23 protein-coding genes and 1 tRNA gene are annotated in these 20,759 nt (G+C 62.5%); 11 read left to right on the forward strand and 13 right to left on the reverse strand.

The window, feature by feature from the left end:
• Positions 1 to 215 precede the first annotated feature (215 nt).
• Together ptsN and LMTR21_RS00520 are read left to right on the forward strand one after the other, a co-directional pair.
• Positions 216 to 677, forward strand: a complete 462-nt coding sequence (gene ptsN, locus LMTR21_RS00515) for a PTS IIA-like nitrogen regulatory protein PtsN (RefSeq protein ID WP_057839165.1) — start codon at positions 216 to 218, stop codon at positions 675 to 677.
• A 113-nt stretch (positions 678 to 790) separates the two neighbouring features.
• Positions 791 to 2,479 carry a methyl-accepting chemotaxis protein gene (locus tag LMTR21_RS00520; RefSeq protein WP_065752452.1) on the forward strand — a complete coding sequence of 563 codons (1,689 nt, stop codon included), beginning with the start codon at positions 791 to 793 and terminating at the stop codon, positions 2,477 to 2,479.
• A 158-nt stretch (positions 2,480 to 2,637) separates the two neighbouring features.
• Here LMTR21_RS00520 and LMTR21_RS00525 read toward each other — a convergent pair whose 3' ends face one another.
• The 8 genes from LMTR21_RS00525 to LMTR21_RS00560 form a co-directional block, all read right to left on the reverse strand.
• On the reverse strand, positions 2,638 to 2,904 hold the full coding sequence (locus LMTR21_RS00525) for a BQ00720 family protein (RefSeq protein ID WP_028347912.1): 267 nt from the start codon (positions 2,902 to 2,904) through the stop codon (positions 2,638 to 2,640).
• Between the two features lie 49 nt (positions 2,905 to 2,953).
• Positions 2,954 to 3,379: an Hsp20 family protein gene (locus LMTR21_RS00530; RefSeq protein WP_057839164.1), complete on the reverse strand. Its 426-nt coding sequence runs from the start codon at positions 3,377 to 3,379 to the stop codon at positions 2,954 to 2,956.
• Between the two features lie 176 nt (positions 3,380 to 3,555).
• A complete protein-coding gene (locus tag LMTR21_RS00535) occupies positions 3,556 to 4,644 on the reverse strand; it encodes a sn-glycerol-3-phosphate import ATP-binding protein UgpC (protein ID WP_065752453.1) in 1,089 nt (362 codons plus the stop codon).
• A 7-nt stretch (positions 4,645 to 4,651) separates the two neighbouring features.
• On the reverse strand, positions 4,652 to 5,500 hold the full coding sequence (gene ugpE / locus LMTR21_RS00540; RefSeq protein ID WP_065752454.1) for a sn-glycerol-3-phosphate ABC transporter permease UgpE: 849 nt from the start codon (positions 5,498 to 5,500) through the stop codon (positions 4,652 to 4,654).
• Positions 5,500 to 6,381, reverse strand: coding sequence for a sn-glycerol-3-phosphate ABC transporter permease UgpA (gene ugpA / locus LMTR21_RS00545; RefSeq protein WP_065752455.1), 882 nt, complete (start codon positions 6,379 to 6,381; stop codon positions 5,500 to 5,502). Before ugpA ends, ugpE begins: the two co-directional genes overlap by 1 nt.
• An 83-nt stretch (positions 6,382 to 6,464) precedes the next feature.
• The gene (gene ugpB, locus LMTR21_RS00550; RefSeq protein WP_065752456.1) at positions 6,465 to 7,778 is read right to left on the reverse strand and encodes a sn-glycerol-3-phosphate ABC transporter substrate-binding protein UgpB; all 1,314 of its coding nucleotides are present in this window, start codon (positions 7,776 to 7,778) and stop codon (positions 6,465 to 6,467) included.
• A 292-nt stretch (positions 7,779 to 8,070) separates the two neighbouring features.
• Positions 8,071 to 9,267: a CaiB/BaiF CoA transferase family protein gene (locus LMTR21_RS00555; RefSeq protein WP_065752457.1), complete on the reverse strand. Its 1,197-nt coding sequence runs from the start codon at positions 9,265 to 9,267 to the stop codon at positions 8,071 to 8,073.
• 209 nt (positions 9,268 to 9,476) lie between these two features.
• Positions 9,477 to 9,902 carry an organic hydroperoxide resistance protein gene (locus LMTR21_RS00560; RefSeq protein WP_057837514.1) on the reverse strand — a complete coding sequence of 142 codons (426 nt, stop codon included), beginning with the start codon at positions 9,900 to 9,902 and terminating at the stop codon, positions 9,477 to 9,479.
• A 167-nt stretch (positions 9,903 to 10,069) separates the two neighbouring features.
• Here LMTR21_RS00560 and LMTR21_RS00565 point away from each other — a divergent pair, with 167 nt between their 5' ends.
• Positions 10,070 to 10,528 (forward strand): MarR family winged helix-turn-helix transcriptional regulator, encoded by a 459-nt coding sequence (locus LMTR21_RS00565; RefSeq protein WP_065752458.1) that lies wholly within the window; start codon positions 10,070 to 10,072, stop codon positions 10,526 to 10,528.
• A 10-nt stretch (positions 10,529 to 10,538) separates the two neighbouring features.
• Here the strand turns inward: LMTR21_RS00565 and LMTR21_RS00570 are convergent, their stop codons facing one another.
• The 3 genes from LMTR21_RS00570 to LMTR21_RS00580 form a co-directional block, all read right to left on the reverse strand.
• Positions 10,539 to 10,775, reverse strand: coding sequence for a GIY-YIG nuclease family protein (locus tag LMTR21_RS00570; RefSeq protein ID WP_065752459.1), 237 nt, complete (start codon positions 10,773 to 10,775; stop codon positions 10,539 to 10,541).
• Positions 10,776 to 10,964: 189 nt separating this feature from the next.
• A tRNA-Ala gene (locus tag LMTR21_RS00575) sits at positions 10,965 to 11,040 on the reverse strand.
• A gap of 113 nt (positions 11,041 to 11,153) precedes the next feature.
• Positions 11,154 to 11,570 carry a TIGR02300 family protein gene (locus LMTR21_RS00580; RefSeq protein ID WP_065752460.1) on the reverse strand — a complete coding sequence of 139 codons (417 nt, stop codon included), beginning with the start codon at positions 11,568 to 11,570 and terminating at the stop codon, positions 11,154 to 11,156.
• Positions 11,571 to 11,713: 143 nt separating this feature from the next.
• On the opposite strand from LMTR21_RS00580, the gene aroA reads away from it, so the two are divergent.
• The 3 genes from aroA (at position 11,714) to LMTR21_RS00595 (ending at position 14,051) form a co-directional block, all read left to right on the forward strand.
• A complete protein-coding gene (gene aroA, locus LMTR21_RS00585; protein WP_065752461.1) occupies positions 11,714 to 13,051 on the forward strand; it encodes a 3-phosphoshikimate 1-carboxyvinyltransferase in 1,338 nt (445 codons plus the stop codon).
• Positions 13,052 to 13,435: 384 nt separating this feature from the next.
• A complete protein-coding gene (locus LMTR21_RS40500; protein WP_065752462.1) occupies positions 13,436 to 13,666 on the forward strand; it encodes a hypothetical protein in 231 nt (76 codons plus the stop codon).
• Positions 13,644 to 14,051, forward strand: coding sequence for a hypothetical protein (locus tag LMTR21_RS00595; RefSeq protein ID WP_065752463.1), 408 nt, complete (start codon positions 13,644 to 13,646; stop codon positions 14,049 to 14,051). The genes LMTR21_RS40500 and LMTR21_RS00595 overlap by 23 nt, the downstream gene beginning before the upstream one ends.
• Positions 14,052 to 14,201: 150 nt before the next feature.
• On the opposite strand, the gene LMTR21_RS00600 is transcribed toward LMTR21_RS00595, so the two are convergent.
• Positions 14,202 to 15,191: a Bug family tripartite tricarboxylate transporter substrate binding protein gene (locus LMTR21_RS00600; protein ID WP_065752464.1), complete on the reverse strand. Its 990-nt coding sequence runs from the start codon at positions 15,189 to 15,191 to the stop codon at positions 14,202 to 14,204.
• A 232-nt stretch (positions 15,192 to 15,423) separates the two neighbouring features.
• Between LMTR21_RS00600 and cmk the strand changes: the two genes are divergently transcribed.
• A complete protein-coding gene (gene cmk / locus LMTR21_RS00605; protein WP_065752533.1) occupies positions 15,424 to 16,053 on the forward strand; it encodes a (d)CMP kinase in 630 nt (209 codons plus the stop codon).
• A gap of 53 nt (positions 16,054 to 16,106) precedes the next feature.
• Here the strand turns inward: cmk and LMTR21_RS00610 are convergent, their stop codons facing one another.
• A complete protein-coding gene (locus tag LMTR21_RS00610; protein ID WP_065752465.1) occupies positions 16,107 to 16,289 on the reverse strand; it encodes a hypothetical protein in 183 nt (60 codons plus the stop codon).
• A gap of 498 nt (positions 16,290 to 16,787) precedes the next feature.
• On the opposite strand from LMTR21_RS00610, the gene rpsA reads away from it, so the two are divergent.
• The 4 genes from rpsA (at position 16,788) to LMTR21_RS00630 (ending at position 20,741) form a co-directional block, all read left to right on the forward strand.
• Positions 16,788 to 18,491, forward strand: coding sequence for a 30S ribosomal protein S1 (gene rpsA / locus LMTR21_RS00615; protein WP_065752466.1), 1,704 nt, complete (start codon positions 16,788 to 16,790; stop codon positions 18,489 to 18,491).
• Positions 18,492 to 18,811: 320 nt separating this feature from the next.
• Positions 18,812 to 19,792, forward strand: a complete 981-nt coding sequence (gene sppA / locus LMTR21_RS00620) for a signal peptide peptidase SppA (RefSeq protein WP_065752467.1) — start codon at positions 18,812 to 18,814, stop codon at positions 19,790 to 19,792.
• 170 nt (positions 19,793 to 19,962) lie between these two features.
• The gene (locus tag LMTR21_RS00625; protein WP_065752468.1) at positions 19,963 to 20,268 is read left to right on the forward strand and encodes an integration host factor subunit beta; all 306 of its coding nucleotides are present in this window, start codon (positions 19,963 to 19,965) and stop codon (positions 20,266 to 20,268) included.
• Positions 20,269 to 20,348: 80 nt separating this feature from the next.
• Entirely contained in the window at positions 20,349 to 20,741 is a 393-nt protein-coding gene (locus LMTR21_RS00630) for a LapA family protein (protein WP_065752534.1), read from the forward strand.
• Positions 20,742 to 20,759: the final 18 nt, after the last annotated feature.

The raw sequence follows: 20,759 nt of genomic DNA on the forward strand, positions 1-20,759 counted from the left end.
CGCATTGACGCCCCGGGGCGCCCTCCCTATGGTCCGCCGCCCTTAACGATGGCAGTGCAGGAACCCGCATCCGGGAGTTGGCACCGGCCAAGCGTTGGAGTAGAAGCCCAGCAAATCGGGACCCGGACTAAGCCCGCCTCCCGCCTCATCTTCTTGATCGCCCCGGTTCTAGAACCTATCTCCCAACCTGACGGTTATTCACCTCGGAACGCCCCATGACGATTACCGATCTGGTCGCACCCGAGGCGATTCTCCCCGCGTTGAAGGTCATCAGCAAGAAGCAGGCGCTGCAGGAACTGGCGGCGCGCGCCTCTGCCCTGACCGGCCAGAACGAACGCTCGGTATTCGAGGTGCTGCTGCAGCGGGAGAAGCTCGGCACCACCGCCGTCGGCTATGGCGTTGCCATTCCGCACGGCAAGCTGCCGAAACTGGAAAAGCTGTTCGGGCTGTTCGCCCGGCTTGAGCGCCCGATCGATTTCGAGGCGATGGACGGCCAGCCGGTCGACCTGATCTTCCTGCTGCTGGCTCCGGAAGGCGCGGGCGCTGATCATCTGAAAGCGCTGGCGCGAATCGCGCGCCTGCTGCGTGACGTTGATGTCGCCAAGAAGCTGCGCGCCTCGCGCGACGCCCAGGCGATCTATTCGGTCTTGGCACTGCCGCCGGCGAGCGCGGCATAGGTCCGACCTGCGGTTCTCCTGTCGGTAGAGAACGGGTTAAACGCAATTTTAAGCTAAATAGCGGTTATTTCGGGCGCTGGGATCTTTCCATTTTTTGCCCGGAGAACATTGCCATGACGCTGCGGCTGACGATTTCGCGCGCGATATTGATTTTCGGATTGGTCACCGCCTTGGGTCTCGGTGCCGTAATTGCCACCAGTGTCTACGGGCTGTCACAGCTCAAGGTCGGCGGTCCGCTTTATAACCAGATCAAGCTCGGCAACGACCTCATCGCCGACATCCTGCCGCCGCCGGAATATGTCATCGAAGCCTATCTCGAGGCGACCCTCGTGCTGCACGACCCGGCGAAGCTTGCGGGCCATCGTGACCGGCTTGCGCAGCTCAAGAAGGAATATGATGAGCGGCACGCATTCTGGGTGAAGTCCGATCTCGACCCGGTGCTCAAGACCAAGCTGGTCGACAAATCCGACGGCGAAGTGAAACGGTTCTGGACTGCGATTGAGCAAGGCCTGTTGCCCGCGCTCGCCAAGGGCGACAGCGCTGCGGCCGCGAAATCCTATGCCGAGATCGCCGCACGGTATGCCGCGCACCGCGCCATCATCGACGACATCGTCAAGCAGACCAATGACCAGAATGCGGCGACGGAAGTCGCGGCGACGGGACGCGTCAGCATGTTCACATGGGTGCTGTGGGGTGTTTCGGCCGCGGTGTTTCTCGTCATCGGCGCCGGCATTTTCGGCGTGGCGTTCGGCGTCATTCGTCCGATTGCCGAAATGACCTCCGTAATGAAAGGCCTTGCCGGCGGCGACCTTACCGTCTCGGTGCCGGCGCTCAGCCGCGGCGATGAAGTCGGCGCCATGGCGCGCGCGGTTCAGGTGTTCAAGGACAATGCTATTCGCGTGCAGTCGATGGAGTCGGAACAGGCCAGCCTGAAGCAGAAGGCGGACGGCGAACGGAAGGCCGCGATGCAGCAGATGGCTGACGGCTTCGATGCCGCGATCGGAAAAATCATCCAGACCGTATCGACCGCCTCGTCCGAACTCGAATCATCGGCCGGACAATTGACCAAGACCGCCGAAGTGACCCAGGTGCTTTCGGCTACCGTTGCCTCCGCATCGGAGCAATCCTCGGCCAACGCGCAGTCCGCTGCGGCGGCCGCCGAAGAGATGGCGTCATCGGTGTCGGAGATCAGCCGCCAGGTTCAGGACTCGCACAAGATATCCTGCGAGGCGGTCAGCCAGGTCGAACAGACCAATGCACGGATCGCCGACCTCGCCCAGTCCGCCAGCCGGATCGGCGAAGTGGTCAAGATGATCAGCGCGGTCGCCGAGCAGACCAACCTCCTGGCGCTGAACGCCACGATCGAGGCCGCGCGCGCCGGCGAGGCGGGCCGCGGATTTGCGGTCGTCGCTTCCGAGGTCAAGGCGCTTGCCGCGCAGACGGCGAAGGCGACCGAGGAAATCTCGGACCAGATCGGCCAGATGCAGTCGGCGACCAACCAGTCGGTGTCGGCGATCCAGGAAATCGGCGGCACGATCGGCCGCATCGCGGAAATCTCGCAGGCGATCGCGGCAGCCGTGGAAGAGCAGGGCGCCACGACGCAGGAAATTTCGCGCAACGTGCAGCAGGCGGCGCAGGGCGCGACGCAAGTTGCTGGTAGCATCACCGACGTCAACCGCGGCGCGACCGATACCGGCACGGCCTCGACGCATGTGCACGGGCTGGCCCGCTCGTTGCTCGGACAGAGCAACCATCTCAAGGGCGAGGTGGAGAAATTCCTCTCCACCGTTCGCGCGGCGTGAGAGGGCGCAAAAAAATACGCGGGCCGGTCCTGAAGGACGCGCCCGCGTATGATGAACTTTCGTTGCGGCCTCAATCGGCCATCACATCAGCGCTTCCCGGCGACCGCCGCGCGACTGAAGCAGCACGTGCTGCTTCAGCGACAGCGGCAAGCGTCGCGTCAGTGCACGCTGACGGCCTGAAGCTCGTTGCTCCATGCGTTGGCGATCGCAGCTTCCCGGCTGTCGGTCAGCATGATCGGGGTGCCGTCGGCGGCATGCAGCGCGAACAGTTTTAGCCCTGGCGCGATTTTCGGCGCCTGCGGAAACAGTCCCGGCACGTCCTCGGAACGGACTTGTTTCACGTAGGCGATGTGGCCTTCACCAAGATGGGCCAGTGCCTCAACGGAAACCTTTTCGGATTCGAAGGTCACACTCACGTCACTCATGGTCTCGACTCCTTCTGGGTCTAAGCGGTCGAGTCCGCTACTTGTTCCATTATTCGTGTTCATTGATAGCTATTGTCTTAACGACCCTTTCAGGCTCCGGCCTGGCAAGGTCGATCGACAACAGCCCGTTTTTCAGATCCGCGCCCAGCACCAGCATCCCCTCGGCCAGCACGAAGGTGCGCTGGAAGTGGCGCGCGGCGATGCCGCGATGGATGTATTGCCGGGCCTTGTCGTCCTGCTGGCGGCCCCGGATCACGAGCTGGTTTTCCTCAGTGGTCACATCGAGTTGGTCGCGGGTAAAACCCGCCACCGCTAGCGTGATGCGCAGGCGTTCGGGCTGGCCGTTGGCACGGTCGCACCGCTCGATGTTGTAGGGAGGATAACCGTCGGCGCCTTTGACGACGCGATCGAGCGCACGCTCGATTTCGTCGAACCCAAGCAGGAACGGACTGGATAACGAAGGAACACGAGACATCACAAAGTCCTCTCGAAGCGACTTTGAGGGGCCCTTGCGGCGCCCCATTCAACCGGCCGGCCGACTCGCCGTCCGGTCAACGAACAATATGGGGGTGATTTGGGAAGGGTTCAAGCACCTCTGAAAGCTGCGTAAATCGGCCGCGGCGGGTGTTTTCGCGCCCCGGAATGCCAACCTTAGCCCACCCGCTTCCTTCCATCGGCGGTAAATAGATGCAGCTTGTCGCTCGCTGCCGCCGCTCTGATTCGCTCGCCGATAGCCGGGCCGACGGCGCCCGGAATCCGGACGATGATCTCGCCAGGCGGCAGTTCGCCCGGGGTGGCGGCGACGCCCTGCTCCTCCTTCTGTCTGGTGCCGTAGACAAAGGTTTCGGCGCCGACGCGCTCGATCGCTTCCACGGTGAGGCCGAGCGCCACGCCGCCGGTTACCGTCTCGTTGGTGATGACGAAATCCTCCGGCCGGATGCCGAGGATGCCGGCTTCATTGGCACGGGCGTCGCCGGCCAGTTGCGATTTGAGCTCATCGGAACGTAGCGGCATCAGATTCATCGGCGGGGCACCAATGAAGGACGCGACGAAGGTAGTCGCCGGCTTCTGGTAAATCTCCAGCGGATTGCCGATCTGCTCAACCTGGCCGCCATTCATGACCACGAGAATGTCGGCCAGTGTCATCGCCTCGAGCTGGTCGTGGGTGACGTAGATCGAGGTCGTGGAGAGGCGGCGCTGCAATTTGCGGATTTCAACCCGCATGGCGATGCGCAGCTTGGCGTCGAGGTTCGACAGCGGCTCGTCGAACAGAAATACTTTCGGCTGCCGCACGATGGCACGGCCCATCGCCACGCGCTGGCGCTGGCCGCCGGACAATTGCCGCGGCTTGCGGTCGAGCATGGCGCCGAGTTCGAGAATGCGGGCGGCTTCCTCGACGCGGGTCTTGATCTCGGGCTCGGGCATGCGGCGGTTGCGCAGGCCGTAGGCCATGTTGTTGTAGACGCTCATGTGCGGATAGAGCGCGTAGTTCTGGAACACCATCGCGATGTCGCGATCGGCCGGCTCGATCTGGTTGACGACGCGGCCGCCGATGTCGATCTCGCCGCCGGTGATGGTCTCCAGCCCCGCCACCATGCGCAAGAGCGTGGATTTTCCGCAGCCGGAAGGGCCGACCAGCACGCAGAACTGGCCGTCGCCGACCTCGAAATCGATGCCTTTGATGGCCTCGAAGCCACCGGCATAGGTCTTGCGGACGTTGCGAAGCGTGACGTTGGCCATGACTACCTTACTTCTCCGTCTGGACCAGGCCGCGCACGAACAGCCGCTGCATGAAGATGACCACCGCGACCGGCGGCAGCATGGCAAGGACGGTCGTCGCCATGGCGAGCTGCCATTCGGCGAGCTCATCGGTGGCCACGAGCATCTTCTTGATGCCAATCACGATGGTCTGCATCGAATCCTGCGTGGTGATCAGAAGCGGCCAGAGATATTGATTCCAGCCATAGATGAACTGGATCACGAACAGTGCCGCCATGGTCGTGACCGACAGCGGCAGCAGCGTATCCCAGAAGAAGCGGAACGGACCGGCGCCGTCAATGCGCGAAGCTTCCAGTAGTTCATCCGGCACGGTCATGAAGAATTGCCGGAACAGGAGCGTGCCGGTGGCGGACGCGATCAGCGGCAGGATCAGCCCGGCATAGGTGTCGAGCATGCGCAGGTCGGCGACCACCTTGTAGGTCGGATAGATGCGCACTTCCACCGGCAGCATCAGGGTGATGAAGATGATCCAGAATGCGGTCTTGCGGAATGGAAAGCGGAAGTAGACCACCGCGTAAGCCGAGAGGATCGAGATAAAAATCTTGCCGACGGCAATGCCGATCGCCGAAACGAATGAATTGATCAGCATGTTGGCGACCGGCTCACGGCTGGTGCGGGAGCCGCCGATGAAGATCGCGCGGTAGTAATTTTCCAGCGTCTGGCTGCCGGGTGTTGCCGGCATGTGGCCGCCGACCACGGTCGCGGCGTCATGCGTCGAGGCGATCAGCGCGAGATAGACCGGGAAGGCGACGATGAGTACGCCAAGCGTCAGGATGGCGTAGGCGATGAAATCACTCAGGGGACGGTGCTCGACCATCAGTACTGCACCTTGCGTTCGACGTAGCGGAACTGGATCGCGGTCAGCGCGATCACGATAATCATCAGGATCACCGACTGCGCGGCCGAGCCGCCGAGGTCGCCGCCGAGACGGCCATCGGCATAGACTTTGTAGACCATGGTGGTGGTGGCACCGGCAGGGCCGCCGCCGGTGACGGCGTCGATGATGCCGAACGTGTCGAAGAAGACGTAGACGATGTTGACCACCACCAGGAAGAACGTCGTCGGCGACAGCAGCGGGAAGACGATAGTCCAGAAGCGGCGCATCGGACGGGCGCCGTCGATGGCGCCGGCCTCGATCACGCTCCTCGGGATCGCCTGCAGACCGGCGAGGAAGAACAGAAAATTGTAGGAGATCTGCTTCCACACCGAGACCATCACCACCAGGGTCATGGCGTGGCCGCCGTTGAGCAGGGGATTCCAGTCGATGCCCATGCCGCGCAGTGGGCGCGCGAGCATGCCGAGCGAGGGTTGAAACATGAAGAACCAGAGTACGCCGGCAACTGCGGGCGCCACCGCATAGGGCCAGATCATCAGCGTCTTGTAAGGGCCGCCCGCCTTGAGATTCTTGTCGGCTTGGGTCGCGAACAGGAGTGCGATGGACAGCGAGAGCGTGGCGACCAGCGTCGAGAAGATCACCGTCGTCAGCATCGACTGGTAATATTCCGGCTGAGCGAACAGCGCCTGGTAGTTTTCCAGGCCGACGAACTCGGAAACGAGGCCGAACGCGTCCTCGCGCAGGAAGGATTGCCAGATTGCCTGGCTCGCCGGCCAATAGAAAAAGACAACCGTGATGACGAGCTGCGGCAGCAGCAGCAGATAGGGCAGCAGACGGTTGTTGAAGACGGTGGACTTTTCCATTCAGGCGTCGCGGTCTTACCGGTGATGCGAGCGCTCCCTCCCGCAATTCGGGAGGGAGCGCCGGTAGTCTGGTTCAGCTTCGCCTACTTTGCAGTCTTCTCGAAGGTGCGCAACATGGCATTGCCGCGGGCGACGGCCGCATCGAGGGCTTCCTTGGCGGTCTTCTTGCCGGCCAGCGCCGCCTCGATCTCCTCGGACCAGAGGTCGCGCATCTGCACCATGTTGCCGAAGCGCAGGCCGCGCGAGTTCTCGGTCGGCTCCTTGTTGGTGAGTTCCTTCAAGGGAGTCTGCAGGGTCGGGTTCTTCTCATAGAAGCCGTCCTTGATCGATTTCTCATAGGCTGCCTTGGTGATCGGAAGATAGCCGGACTCCTGGTGCAGCTTGGCCTGCCGGTTGGTATCCGACAGGAAGGTGAAGAACTTGGCGACGCCCTTGTATTCTTCCGGCTTCTTGCCGCCCATCACCCAGAGCGATGCGCCGCCGATGATCGAGTTCTGCGGGGCACCGGCGACATCAGGGTAGTAAGGCATCGGCGCCGACGTGAAGTCGAACTTGGCCGTGCCCTTGGCAGTGGCGTAATAGCCCGATGAAGTCAGGAAGATTGCGCATTCGCCGGAGCCGAAACGGGCCTCATTGGTGCTGGTGCGCCCGCCATAGTCGTAAGTCTTGTCCTTCTGCAGATCGACGAGGTTCTGCAGGTGTTTGACGTGCAGCGGCGAGTTGAACTTCAGCTCGGTATCGAAACCGTCGAGCCCGTTGGCCTTGGTGCCGATCGGCACGTTGTGCCAGGCCGAGAACTGCTCGATATGCGCCCAGCTTGCCCAGGCGTTGGAGAAGCCGCAGGTCGCATGCCCCGCTGCCTTCAGCTTCTTGGCAGCATCGAACACTTCCGGCCAGGTCTTCGGGATTTCGGCGATGCCGGCCTTTTTCAATTCGTCCTTGTTGATCCACATCACCATGGAGGACGAGTTGAAAGGAAACGACAGCATGTCGCCCTTTGAGGTCGAGTAGTAGCCGGTGATGGTCGGCAGGTACGCCTTGGGATCGAACGGCTCACCGGCATCCTTCATCAACTGGTAGACCGGCTTGATGGCGCCGGTGGCGCTCATCATGGTGGCGGTACCGACCTCGAACACCTGCATGATATGCGGCGCATTGCCGGCGCGGAACGCGGCGATGCCGGCGTTCATGGTGTCGGGGTAGCTGCCCTTGTAGGACGGCACGACCTTGTAGTCGGACTGGCTGGCGTTGAACTCTTCGGCCAGCTTGTTGACGATGTCGTTGTTGCCGCCGGTCATGGCGTGCCACCACTGGATCTCGGTCACAGCGTGGGCAGGCGTTGCAAGCGCCAGCGCAACCGTCACTGTCGCCGCTGCGCCGAATTGTCGAAGTGCCATGGAATTCCCTCCGGGTTGGGTTCGTCACCTTCGTTTCGCGCGATAACAGCGCCGGATGACGTGCAAATGACCGTATAAGCGAAAGGATCGTAGTGGGAAAGCGTCCGCGGAGGGAAGCCGGAAAATAGGCGAAGGGCAAATGTAGCCGTCGCCCCTGCGAACGCAGGGGCCCATAACCACAGCCGTGTGTGATTGCAGAAGGGCGGCCGCCACGGCGCCCCAAAGCGACGCCGCGGCGTATAGGCCCCCTGCGCCTGTGCGCAATTGCGCACAAGGCAGGGGCGACCGACGGTTACCGCTTGCGGTCGGAGCCGCAGACCGCGCCTGTGGCGACCAGCGCCTCGATCTCGCCCTTCGAATAGCCGAACTCGCCGAGCACCTCTGATGTGTGCTGGCTGAATTTCGGCGGAGTACGGCGCAGGCTCGGCTTGGTCCGCTCCAGCCGGATCGGCGAGGCGACGCCCTTGTACCAGTCCTTCTCGATGATATCGCCGCGATGCAGCGTATGCGGATTGGCCAGCGCCTGGTCGATCTTCTGCACCGGGCCGGCCGGCAGACCGGCCGCGAGCAGGCGATTGCAGAGCGGCTCAGCCTCGTGCTGGCTGAACACGGCGGCAAGCTCGGCGCGCAGCGCGTCGCGGTTGGCGATGCGGTCCTTGTTGCGGGCAAAGCGCGGATCGGTGCCGAGCTCGGGCTTGCCGATTTCCTTGGCGAGCTTGCGGAAGGTACCGTCATTGCCGACGCCGATGAAGATGTTGTCGGTTTTGGTCGGGAAGATCGCATACGGCACCAGATTCGGATGCTCATTGCCGGTCAGTCCCGGCGGCTTGCCGTGCATGAAATAATTCGCGGTATGTGGATGCATGATCGCAAGGCCGGTTTCATACAGCGTGGTTTCGAGAAACTGTCCCAAACCGGAACGCTGCCGCTCCGACAGCGCCATCAGGATGCCGATCGCGGCATAAAGTCCTGTCGTGATGTCGACGAGGGGAACACCGATCCGCATCGGGCCGCTTTCGGGCGAGCCGGTCGCCGCGATCATGCCGGTCATGGCCTGGATGATCGCGTCATAGCCGGGATTGCCACCGCGCGGGCCGTCGGCACCAAAGCCGGAAATCCGGCAATGCACCAGCTTCGGAAATCTCGCGCGCAGCACGTCGTTGCCGATGCCCCATTTGTCGAGCGTGCCCGGCTTGAAATTCTCGATCAGGACGTCGGCGGTCTCCAGCAATTTCATCAGCACCGCGCGCCCGCCTTCGGAGGCGAGGTCGAGCCCGATCGAGCGTTTGTTGCGGTTGATACCGACGAAATAAGCCGCGTCCTCCTCGTGGAAGGGAGGACCCCAGTCGCGCACCTCGTCGCCGGCCGGCGGCTCGACCTTGATCACGTCGGCGCCGTGATCGGCGAGAATTTGCGTGCAATAGGGGCCGCCGAGCACGCGCGTCAGATCGATCACGCGCAGGCCGGTCATTGCGCCGGTAGAACTCATGGAGAAAACCTTCGCTCAGGATGAGAATGGAAGCCCTGAGCTAGCGGTCTTCAGGCGTGGCAGCAATGGCGTCGCGCGCACAGGCGCATGACGCCGCCGCCGTAGCAGGTGTCGAAAAAATTCCGCGAGGTGAACGGCCCGTCGTATCGGCGACGGGCCGTCCGGGTCGCGTTGTCAGACGACGCCGGTCGTTACATGACCGCCGGTCGTTACACGACCGTCAGGCGCACATCCACGTTGCCGCGGGTGGCGTTGGAGTAGGGGCATACCTGGTGGGCCTTGGCGACCAGGGCTTCCGCTTCCGCCTTGGGAACGCCGGGCAGCGAGACGGCGAGATCAATATCAAGGCCAAAGCCGCCTTCCGAGCGTGGTCCGATACCGACAGTGGAGGTCACTGTAGCGTCCGCCGGCACCTTCGGGCCGCCTTGCGAGGCGACGAACTTCATCGCGCCGATGAAGCAGGCGGCATAGCCGGCCGCGAACAACTGCTCGGGATTGTTGCCGGCGCCACCGCCGCCACCGAGTTCCTTCGGCGTGGCGAGCTTGACATCGAGCGCGCCGTCGAGCGTTGCGGCGGTGCCGTCGCGGCCGCCGGTGGCCTTGGCGCTGGTCTTGTAGAGCACGTTCACGGACATGGTGGTCTCCCTTTGGTTTGCCGTTTCGATGGATTATATATTGCACACAATTAGATTGTGCGCAATATATATTATTGCAGGCGGCGCAATTTGATTGTATGCAATTGAAATCAAGCGCTTAGGGACTCTAGATCGGGGCATGGACGCTGCCCGTTAACGAGGTCGTGATGGCCAGGAAATCTTCGGCGGATTTTCCGCTGCGGCTCGACAATCAAATCTGCTTTGCGGTGTATTCCACCGCGCACGCGTTCAACCGCGTTTACAAGCCGCTGCTCGACAAGCTCGGTCTGACCTATCCGCAATATCTGGTCATGCTGGTGCTGTGGGAGCGCGATGGCGTGCCGGTGAAGGATATCGGGGAGCGGCTGTTCCTGGATTCCGGCACGCTGACGCCGCTGCTCAAGCGGCTGGAGGCCGCCGAGCTGATCAAGCGAACCCGCAGCACCGAAGACGAGCGGCAGGTGTTGATAGCGCTGACGGCAAAGGGCGAGGCGCTGCGGGAGAAAGCGCGAGCCGTGCCGCAATCGATCCTGGCGGCATCAGCCTGCTCCGTCGGTGAACTCGTGGCGATGAAGAACGAGATCGTCGCGCTGCGTGATCGGTTGAATGCGGTGCTGCGGGAGTAGGGGGCGAAGGCTAGAGGCGCTTCTTCGCGAAGGCGCGGCCGGACGCAGACTTCAGGTACTTCTCGAATGCCACAGCCTGCGCCTCGTTGCTGAACGCCACATACGTTTTGATTCGCCACGGGCCGTACTTCGAAGTGTGCGGGACCTCGCCAGCGTTGTGCTTTGCTAATCGTGCGCGCAAGTCGTCGGTGATGCCGACGTAGAAGTGCGCCGAATCGAGACTTTCCAGAATGTAGACGTATTTCATCCGGCTGCCCTGCTGCTGGCCACGCTGAGAAAGCCTTCGCAGGATACCGCTTTCGGGGCAGGTTTATCAGTACTGTCGGATAGAGCCCGGCTTCGCCCTTCGGGCTACGCCGCGGCAGCCTTCGCTTGCTTCGCTACGAGAGGGCTCGGCGTGGCTTGCCGAGCCGTAGCTTGCGAAGCAAGCGAAGGCTGGTGGAGCCAGGCGGGATCGAACCGCCGACCTCTTGCATGCCATGCAAGCGCTCTCCCAGCTGAGCTATGGCCCCTTAACTCTAACGCCTGAGCACGATCATTTCGGAAAACTACTTTTCCAGATCAAGCTCTCCCGCGAGCCTTGGGCGACTCGCGGGGAGACCCAGAACACAGTTCTGGGACGATCTCAAGTCTCTTCATCACCTCCGACGTCACCGATGATGTCGGTAACGTCCTCATCGCCCTCTTCCTCGTCCGGAATGAAGGTCGAATCGTCGTCGTCATCGTCCTCGATGGTCTCATCGATCTCGATGTCGTCTTCCGATTCGGGAACCTGGGCCTTGACCTTGCCGGTGTTCTCCTCGGCATCGGCCTCCTCGAGCGAGACCAACTCTTCGGCCTCGGCGGGCTCCGGCATGTCGGCGGCGGTGGTTGCGGCGGCAGCGGCACGTGCGGCATCGCCGCGGCCCCGGGGCGGCGCAATCGGCGCAATCGGCACGACCTCGCCGGTATAGGGCGAAATCACCGGGTTCTTGTTCAGGTCGTAGAACTTCTTACCCGTCGTCGGGCAAATGCGCTTGGTTCCGAGGTCGGATTTGGCCACGTGTGGATCCTGGGAATTTTTCGAAAAACGGTGCTTCACTTGGCTAGTTGAGGGGCCGCTGTCAATAGCGGTTTGACGCATTTGACGGCGGCGTGACGCCGGGGGGTCCATGTGATACTGCGGCCCCCGCAGAGGACCCCATCTTGACCCATTCAACCGCCCAAACCCCGCTGGAATCCCGTTCCAGTGGCCCCCTGACCGGGAAAGTCCGTGTTCCCGGCGACAAGTCGATTTCGCACCGCGCCCTCATCCTGGGGGCGCTTTCGGTCGGCGAAACCCGCATTTCAGGCCTGCTCGAGGGCGAAGATGTCCTCAATACAGCCAAATCCATGCAGGCACTGGGCGCCAAGGTCGAGCGGACCGGGCCGTTCGCCTGGAAGCTCGCAGGCGTCGGCGTGGCTGGATTCGCCCAACCGGCTGCTCCGCTCGATTTCGGCAATTCCGGTACCGGATGCCGGCTGGTGATGGGGGCGGTGGCCGGTTGCCCGATCACGGCGGTATTTGACGGCGACGCCTCGCTGCGCTCGCGTCCGATGCGCCGGATCCTCGATCCCCTCGAATTGATGGGCGCCAAGGCCGGCGAGACCAGGGAAGGCGGCCGTCTGCCGCTGACGCTGCACGGCGCGCGCGATCCCGTGCCGATCCTTTATCGCACCCCGGTGGCTTCGGCCCAGATCAAGTCGGCGGTGCTGCTGGCGGGGCTTGCCGCGCCTGGCGTCACCACCGTCATCGAGCAGGAAGCCAGCCGCGACCACACCGAGCTGATGCTGAAACATTTCGGCGCCGAGATCGTCTCGGCCAGGGAAGGCAGCCACGGTCGCAGAATCGCGCTCACCGGCCAGCCCGAATTGCATGGCGCCGAGGTCGTGGTGCCGGCCGATCCGTCGTCAGCGGCATTTCCAATCGTGGCGGCGCTGGTCGTCGAGGGCTCGGACGTGACCTTCTCCGACGTCATGACCAATCCGCTGCGTACCGGCCTGTTCACGACGCTGCGCGAGATGGGCGCCTCCATCGGGGAGAGCGACGTGCGCGGCGACGCCGGCGAGCCGATGGCCACCTTGCGCGTGCGCGCGTCCAAACTGCGCGGCGTCGAGGTGCCGCCGGAGCGCGCGCCCTCGATGATCGATGAATACCTGGTGCTCGCGGTCGCAGCTTCCTTCGCGGAAGGCACCACGATCATGCGCGGGCTGCAGGAATTGCGTGTCAAGGAATCCGACCGGCTGGAGGCGACCGCCGCCATGCTGCGCGTCAACGGCGTCAAGGTCGAGATCACGGGCGACGACCTGATCGTCGAGGGCCGCGGCCACGTGCCGGGCGGCGGTCTCGTCGCCACCCACATGGATCATCGCATCGCGATGTCGGCGCTGGCAATGGGACTGGCCGCCGACAAGCCGGTCAAGGTCGACGACACCGCCTTCATCGCCACCAGCTTTCCGGATTTCATCCCGATGATGCGTTCGCTGGGCGCGGAGTTTTCGTGAGGTAGGCGCGATGGGTACAGCCTTTGACCGTGACGCGCTCCTCGACGCTTTCGACAGGATTGGCCGGGCGGCGGCACTGGCTGGAACGAGGTTGCAGATAGCCGTTTAGGGTGGTTCCGCGTTGATGTTGGCAAGCAATTTTCGGTTCGCTACCGAAGACGTCGATGTGTCAAAACTCGAAGATCCGCTGCCTCATTGGCTGGCTACTGTCGTCCGCGAAATCGCGCAACAAAACAACTGGCAAGAAGACTGGTTCAATGACGGGTTGCGTTTCATCTCAGTCCACTAGCCGATAGCGCCGCCGATCATCTCGAGTTCGGTACATTTCCGCGTGATGGCGAAGCCGCAGGCCTTGTCGTTTCGGTCCCTTCGGCAGAATATTTGTTGGCGCTTAAGCTGAAGGCATTTCGTGTGCTAGACCCGCTTCGCGGCGAAACCGAGCGGCTGGATATCCTGAATTTGATGCGCGTCGTCGGTATTTCCACCGTGGAGGATGCCATCGCTTTGCTGGGTCGATATTTTCCACTAAGCGCTGCTTCTTCTGAGAAACAGCAATTCCTGTTAAAGAACATGGAGCGCGTGGGAGCGGCTGATGCGCCCAAATACCTTGGCTGAGGCTGTTGAATGCATTCAGGCCGGTTCGGCACGCGACGTCGTCCTGGCTGAATTTGTGGACAGATTCGACCTGGCGAAAACCGATCAGGATCGCTATGCGTCGATCGAACGCGAGCCGAAGCTGACGGGCGACGACCAACTTGACGCTCTGATTGGCGCGATCGCCGAATATTTGGCCAAGCAGCGCCGGCTGGGGCGTGTTCCTCATTGGGTCTGCGATCCTGCGCGCCGCCTGAATCACCGCTGGTTTACGGTGACAAACCCGTCGGACGCCATGCGCGAATACCTCACCTTCAGCAGCCCGGCCGAATTTGCTTCGCGCAACATTTTCACCGAAGAACGGCCGCTGCGTCGGGCGCGGGGCCCGAATCCAACAAAGCCATAGGGCAGCGCGGTGATCGGCATCGACAGGTCGGCGGCAGCCGGCAAGAGCGCGCGCAGGTGTCGGCTCGCCGCCGGGCACTGGAAGCACTCGCCCGCGGCACCGCCACCAGCGTACCCGATTTCATCCCAATGATGCGTTCGCTCGTGCGGTTCAGGACGGCGCAAGCCCAAGGCTCGTCACGGCTTCGAGCCAGACTGGCGATTCTTCCTTGAAGAGTTTCTGTGTCTCCTCGAAGGTCATCGCGGTGTCGTCGACGCCGAACGATTTCATGACCTTCAGCACCTTTTCGGTCTTGCCGCCGGCGACGAGGAGTTTTGACAGTTTCTGAATGACGTCCGCCGGCGTGCCCGCGGGCGCGGCGCAGCACTGGAAGCCGGTCAATTGGAAGATGCGCGATGTCGCGCCTTGCTCCTTGAAAGACGGCACATCCGGCAAGGTGGACATGCGCTTGCGCGAAACGGCGACGGCGTGGCCGCGGCCGCTTTGCAGAACGGACAATGCCGCGGAATAGCTGCCGTGGGCGCCGTCGATAAATCCGCCGGCAAGATCGGTCCACATCGGCGCCTCGCCGCGATAGTGAACCGCTTCCATCTTGAGGCCGTACTGCTTGTTCATTTCGGCGACGGCCATATGCGCGTATGAGCCTGCGCCATAGGTGCCGATGTTGACCTTCTCGGCTTTCTTCGCATAGGCGACGAATTCATCGAGCGTCTTGGCGCCGGTCTTCTCGCTGGCGACGAAGGGCAGGCTGCCCGCCGGCATGATCGAGACGAGGATGAAATCCTTGTCGGCGTCGTAAGCGATGTCCTTGATCAGAACCCGGTTCATGATCATCGTCGTCGAGATCGTGAACATCAGCGTGTAACCGTCGGGCCCGGCGCGCTTGGCTTCGACGGCTGCGACCGATCCGGAGGCGCCGGCCTTGTTTTCCACCGTCACGTTCTGACCGGTCTCGGCCCGGATGTATTCGCCATAGGTACGCGCGAACAAATCGGTCTGCCCGCCGGCGGGATAGCCCGCGATGATCTTGATCGGCTTGCTCGGCCAGTCGGCCTGCGCCTCGGCCGAAGTCCCGATCAGCGGGATGGCCGAGGCGGCGGCTGCACTGCCGATAAAGCGACGTCGTGAAATCGCGTTCATTGCATCCCTCCCACCGGTGCTATTTCTGCAGATCCTTGATTGGATTTCCCCGGTTCAGACTAGAGACGGATAATGGCCTGGGCGAGGAACATTTGGACGCATCTGGGACGCATCCGTTCGCTCTGCGGAATTCGGGAGATGCGACCGTTCCGGTGCGGACTCCCCCATCCTGCCTTCAACAACCTTTGGCGGCGGCCTTGACCATCATCGCCGCTCTGTGCACATGGCACGCATGATCATCGCTATCGACGGGCCGGCGGCATCCGGCAAGGGCACGCTCGGCAAGCGGCTCGCTCACCATTACGGCTATCGCCATCTCGACACCGGCGTGATTTATCGCGCGGTGGCAAAGGCGCTGCTGGATCAGGGTTTTGACCTCACCGATGAGGCGCGCGCAGTCACGGTGGCGATGGAACTCGATCCCGAAAATTTCGGCCATCCCGAGCTGAAGTCGCAGCGTATCGGCGATGCCGCTTCGGTTGTGTCCGCCATCCCCAAAGTACGTGAGGCCTTGGTCAATTTTCAGCGTCAGTTCGCGGCCGACCCGCCAGGCGCTGTGCTCGACGGGCGCGACATCGGCACGGTGATCTGCCCGAATGCCGATGTGAAGATCTTTGTCGTCGCCGACCCGCAGGTGCGGGCCCGCCGTCGGACGCTGGAAGCGCTGGCGCGGGGCGAAGCCGCCGACGAGGCAGCGGTGCTGGCCGACATTCTCAAGCGCGACGAACGGGACAAGAACCGCGCGGCCGCACCGCTGAAGGCCGCGGCGGACGCCCATATCCTCGATAACTCGAATCTCGATATCGAGGCGAGCGTGAGCGCCGCCATTGCGATCGTCGAGGCCGTCCGCGCCAAGCGGTGACGTTTTTCGGTAAGCCCCCTCGATTGGGCTTGCTCGATTGGGCCTGGATTTTGTCAGTTCTTCGCGCGCTTGCGGTCGAACGGCAATTGCTGTTCGGCCATCATGACGGGCTTCGACTTGGCATTCGACTTGGCGGCGGCAATCGCCTTGTCGGTCGCAAAAGCGGCCGGTTTGCCGGCAACGGCGGTGGCGACGGTAAAGACGGCGAAGGCGGTCAGAGCGATCAGGCTCTTCATGGGTGGAGCTCTCCCTGTTCTTTGGACCCATGCCATCGTGTGGGGCGGGCGCTTAAGGGCGGGTTCCACCGCGTTTGGGCCTACGGGCCTTTTGCGTTATGCGGTCAACAGAGCGTTGAATGCGCGGGCCCATGGTTAGCCTCCGTCAGCGTTAAGGGCCCGTAAATCGGGCATTTTCCGGCTTGCCCGGAAGGCCCACGGGGGCTATATCAGCGCCATCCGGGCCGCCGTCGATAAGATCAGGGCTGTCCGAGCGGGCCGGCAGGAGAGTTCAGTCCCTGCCGTCATTGGAGGAAAGTCCGCTCCAGGCTCCTGAAGTCGACACATTCGTTTCAGGCTCCGGATAGACAATCAACGTATCGAACGTGCAGGCAAGCTGCCGGCCCGCTTTTGCGCAACCCGCAAAAAGCGGTCGTCAGGGATTGCGGACCCCTGACACTTCACGCGCGATGCGCCCTTTAACCCGAATGGCCGGCAATATCCCGCGTTGGAGAACAAATGGCTTCGAATACTGCTGCTTCCTATAATCCTACCCGCGACGATTTCGCCGCGATGCTTGATGAATCCTTTGCCGGCGGCAATCTGCAGGAAAGCTCCGTCATCAAGGGCAAGGTAGTTGCAATTGAAAAGGACATGGCCGTCATTGACGTCGGCCTGAAGACCGAAGGCCGTGTGGCGCTGCGCGAATTCGCCGGCCCCGGCCGCGAAAGCGATCTCAAGGTTGGCGACGAGGTCGAGGTGTTCCTCGACCGGATCGAGAATGCGCTCGGCGAAGCCGTGCTGTCGCGCGACAAGGCGCGCCGCGAGGAAAGCTGGGGCAAGCTCGAGAAGGCCTTCAACAACAACGAGAAGGTCCACGGTGTCATCTTCAACCAGGTCAAGGGCGGCTTCACGGTCGACCTCGACGGTGCCGTTGCCTTCCTGCCGCGCTCGCAGGTCGATATCCGTCCGATCCGCGACGTTGCGCCGCTGATGAACAACTCGCAGCCGTTCCAGATCCTCAAGATGGATCGCCGCCGCGGCAACATCGTGGTGTCGCGCCGCACGGTTCTCGAAGAGACCCGCGCCGAGCAGCGCCAGGAGCTGGTGCAGAACCTCGAAGAGGGTCAGGTGATCGACGGCGTGGTCAAGAACATCACCGATTACGGTGCGTTCGTTGATCTCGGCGGCATCGACGGCCTGCTCCACGTCACCGATATCGCATGGCGCCGGGTCAATCACCCGACCGAGGTGCTCACCATCGGTCAGACGGTGAAGGTCAAGATCATCAAGATCAACCACGAGACCCACCGCATTTCGCTCGGCATGAAGCAGTTGCTGGACGATCCGTGGCAGGGCATCGAGGCCAAGTACCCGCTGAACGCGCGCTTCACCGGCCGCGTTACCAACATCACCGACTACGGCGCGTTCGTCGAACTGGAGCCGGGCATCGAAGGCCTGATTCACGTCTCGGAAATGTCGTGGACCAAGAAGAACATGCACCCCGGCAAGATCGTTTCGACCTCGCAGGAAGTCGAAGTGCAGGTTCTCGAAGTCGATTCGGTCAAGCGCCGCATCTCGCTCGGTCTCAAGCAGACCATGCGTAACCCCTGGGAAGTCTTCGTCGAGAAGTTCCCGGTCGGCTCGACCGTCGAAGGCGAGGTCAAGAACAAGACCGAGTTCGGTCTGTTCCTGGGTCTCGACGGCGACGTCGACGGCATGGTCCATCTGTCCGACCTCGACTGGAAGCTTCCGGGCGAGCAGGTCATCGACAACTTCAAGAAGGGCGACATGGTCAAGGCCGTGGTGCTCGATGTCGATGTCGAAAAGGAGCGCATCTCGCTCGGCGTCAAGCAGCTCGAAGGCGACCCCTTCGCAGAGCCTGGCGACGTCAAGAAGGGCGCGGTCGTGACCTGCGAAGTGCTCGAAGTGAAGGAAGCCGGCATCGAGGTGAAGATCTCGGGCACCGACTTCACCACCTTCATCAAGCGCTCAGAGCTTGCCCGTGACCGCAACGATCAGCGCGCCGAACGCTTTGCCGTCGGCGAGAAGGTCGATGCCCGCGTGATCCAGTTCGACAAGAAGGCCCGCAAGGTGCAGGTCTCTATCAAGGCGCTGGAAGTGGCCGAAGAGAAGGAAGCCATCGCGCAGTACGGCTCCTCCGATTCGGGCGCCACGCTGGGCGACATCCTTGGCACCGCGCTGAAGAACCGCGAGAAGTAAGCGCTCGCCCATTTGTCTGCGACATCAGGCCCCGGTTTCGACCGGGGCCATTTTCGTTCAGGAGGCGGTATCATCCTTCTCCCCTTGTGGGAGAAGGTACCTTCGCGAAACGAAGGCGGATGAGGGGTTCTCTCCGCGGAGACAGACCCCTCATCCGGCTCGCCGCCGCTTCGCGCCGTCGATCCACCTTCTCCCACAAGGGGAGAAGGGAAGAAGCAGGGGTCTTGTTTTCTTCATATTGCACCGCAATTGATGTAATCAGGTAACGCTTGGCTCACGCTGCGGATGCAAAACGCGCGGATGGTTTCAGGAGAAATTCGATGTCGCTCGATTCGGACGTGATCGTCGATCGCCGCAGGATCCGCCGGAAGCTGACTTTCTGGCGCGTCGTGGCCAGTCTGGTTGCGATTGTCGCGATCGTCATCGTCGGCGTGCTCGCGACCAGGAGCGGGCCGGCCGCGCTGACGGCGTCGGGATCGATCGCGCGCGTCAATATCGAGGGACTGATCCGTAGCGACCAGCAGCGCGTCGAGGCGCTGGAGCGGCTGGAGAAATCGAGCCACGCCGCTGTCGTCGTGCATATCAACTCGCCGGGCGGCACTACGGCCGGTTCCGAACAGCTCTATGATTCCCTGGTGCGGCTGAAGGCCAAGAAGCCGCTGGTCGTGGTGGTCGAAGGGCTGGCCGCATCGGGCGGTTACATCACGGCGCTCGCCGCCGATCATATCGTCGCCCGCCAGAGCTCACTGGTCGGCTCGATCGGCGTGCTGTTCCAGTTTCCGAATTTTACAGAGCTTCTGAAGACCGTAGGCGTCAAGGTCGAGGAGGTGAAATCCTCGCCGTTGAAGGCTGCGCCCAACGGTTATGAGCCGACCAGCCCGGAGGCGCGCGCCGCGCTGGATGCGTTGGTGAAGGATTCCTATGCCTGGTTCCGCGGCCTGGTGAAGGATCGCCGCGGCATGGATGAGGCGCTGCTCGAAAAGGTTGCGGACGGACGCGTCTTCACCGGCCGCCAGGCGGTCGAATTGAAGCTGGTCGATCAGCTCGGCGATGAAAAATCAGCCATTGCGTGGCTGGTGGCCGAAAAGAAGATCAAAAGCGACCTGCCGGTGCGCGACTTCAAGCTCACCCCGCAGTTCGGCGACCTGACTTTCCTGCGCGCGGCTGCTTCCATCACGTTCGATGCGCTTGGCTTGAGTTCCATCGCGCGCCAGATCGAGCAGGCCGGCGTCGCGCAGGCGGTCGACCAGTTCGCGCTCGACGGCATGCTGGCGTTGTGGCGTCCTGCTGCCTCCAACTGAACCGCACTGGCTGCTTTGGATCCACTGTTCCCGCACTGCGGGTGTCGTCACAAACCCCTTCCGGGTCGCCTGTCCCGTCATTTCGCGTTGCCCAAAAGTGATTTAGCGTCTTGACAGTTCAAGGTATTTTCACGGAAATGGATATCCGCACGACCCGGATCCCAACTTCGATGATCAAATCCGAACTTGTTCAGCGCATCGCCGAGCACAACCCGCACCTCTATCAGCGGGATGTGGAGAACATTGTGAACGCGATCCTCGATGAGATCGTGGCTGCCTTGGCACGCGGCGACCGTGTCGAGCTGCGCGGCTTCGGCGCCTTCTCGGTCAAGCATCGCCCGGCGCGTGCAGGCCGCAATCCACGCACCGGCGCGCATGTGCCGGTCGACCAGAAGAGCGTCCCGTTCTTCAAAACGGGCAAGGAAATGCGCGAGCGGCTGAACCGCGAAGACAGCTCGCCCGAGGCCGGCGCGTAAGGCTTTTTTCGGACTTTGACGCGATGTAGCCGTGTTGCGGGGCTCGTACCCGCCTTTCTCCATCACACCGAGAGATGGTCATGCGAAAGTTCTTCACGGCGCTGGTCGTCATTCCGTTAGGGCTGATCTTCATCGTCTTTGCGGTCGCCAACCGCCATTTCGTGACGGTGTCGTTCGATCCCTTCAATGCGGCCGATCCGGCGATTGCGGTGAGCATGCCGCTGTTCGCCGTGATCATTACGGTGGCCATTCTGGGCGTCGTGGCTGGCGGCATGGCGACCTGGTTCCGCCAGCGCCACTGGCGCCGGGCGGCGCGCCACCATGAAGCGGATGCCCGCCGTGCCAGGTCGGAAGCAGCCGATTTGCGCGCCGCGGCGGCGGTGTCCCGGGCCGATCAGCAGCGGCTTCCGGCGCCCTCCGGTTACGGATTCTATGGGGCCGCCGGGCGAGACAAGCAGGGCGCGACGTTGTAGAACCCGCCCCGTCCGCCC

The organism is Bradyrhizobium paxllaeri (genome assembly GCF_001693515.2).
Lineage (GTDB): Bacteria > Pseudomonadota > Alphaproteobacteria > Rhizobiales > Xanthobacteraceae > Bradyrhizobium > Bradyrhizobium paxllaeri.

Coding starts and splice junctions, on each gene's coding strand:
- ptsN (WP_057839165.1), top strand. CDS start 216: ATGACGATTACCGATCTGGTCGCACCCGAGGCGATTCTCCCCGCGTTG.
- LMTR21_RS00520 (WP_065752452.1), top strand. CDS start 791: ATGACGCTGCGGCTGACGATTTCGCGCGCGATATTGATTTTCGGATTG.
- LMTR21_RS00525 (WP_028347912.1), bottom strand. CDS start 2,904: ATGAGTGACGTGAGTGTGACCTTCGAATCCGAAAAGGTTTCCGTTGAG.
- LMTR21_RS00530 (WP_057839164.1), bottom strand. CDS start 3,379: ATGTCTCGTGTTCCTTCGTTATCCAGTCCGTTCCTGCTTGGGTTCGAC.
- LMTR21_RS00535 (WP_065752453.1), bottom strand. CDS start 4,644: ATGGCCAACGTCACGCTTCGCAACGTCCGCAAGACCTATGCCGGTGGC.
- ugpE (WP_065752454.1), bottom strand. CDS start 5,500: ATGGTCGAGCACCGTCCCCTGAGTGATTTCATCGCCTACGCCATCCTG.
- ugpA (WP_065752455.1), bottom strand. CDS start 6,381: ATGGAAAAGTCCACCGTCTTCAACAACCGTCTGCTGCCCTATCTGCTG.
- ugpB (WP_065752456.1), bottom strand. CDS start 7,778: ATGGCACTTCGACAATTCGGCGCAGCGGCGACAGTGACGGTTGCGCTG.
- LMTR21_RS00555 (WP_065752457.1), bottom strand. CDS start 9,267: ATGAGTTCTACCGGCGCAATGACCGGCCTGCGCGTGATCGATCTGACG.
- LMTR21_RS00560 (WP_057837514.1), bottom strand. CDS start 9,902: ATGTCCGTGAACGTGCTCTACAAGACCAGCGCCAAGGCCACCGGCGGC.
- LMTR21_RS00565 (WP_065752458.1), top strand. CDS start 10,070: ATGGCCAGGAAATCTTCGGCGGATTTTCCGCTGCGGCTCGACAATCAA.
- LMTR21_RS00570 (WP_065752459.1), bottom strand. CDS start 10,775: ATGAAATACGTCTACATTCTGGAAAGTCTCGATTCGGCGCACTTCTAC.
- LMTR21_RS00595 (WP_065752463.1), top strand. CDS start 13,644: ATGCGCCCAAATACCTTGGCTGAGGCTGTTGAATGCATTCAGGCCGGT.
- LMTR21_RS00600 (WP_065752464.1), bottom strand. CDS start 15,191: ATGAACGCGATTTCACGACGTCGCTTTATCGGCAGTGCAGCCGCCGCC.
- cmk (WP_065752533.1), top strand. CDS start 15,424: ATGATCATCGCTATCGACGGGCCGGCGGCATCCGGCAAGGGCACGCTC.
- LMTR21_RS00610 (WP_065752465.1), bottom strand. CDS start 16,289: ATGAAGAGCCTGATCGCTCTGACCGCCTTCGCCGTCTTTACCGTCGCC.
- rpsA (WP_065752466.1), top strand. CDS start 16,788: ATGGCTTCGAATACTGCTGCTTCCTATAATCCTACCCGCGACGATTTC.
- sppA (WP_065752467.1), top strand. CDS start 18,812: ATGTCGCTCGATTCGGACGTGATCGTCGATCGCCGCAGGATCCGCCGG.
- LMTR21_RS00625 (WP_065752468.1), top strand. CDS start 19,963: ATGATCAAATCCGAACTTGTTCAGCGCATCGCCGAGCACAACCCGCAC.
- LMTR21_RS00630 (WP_065752534.1), top strand. CDS start 20,349: ATGCGAAAGTTCTTCACGGCGCTGGTCGTCATTCCGTTAGGGCTGATC.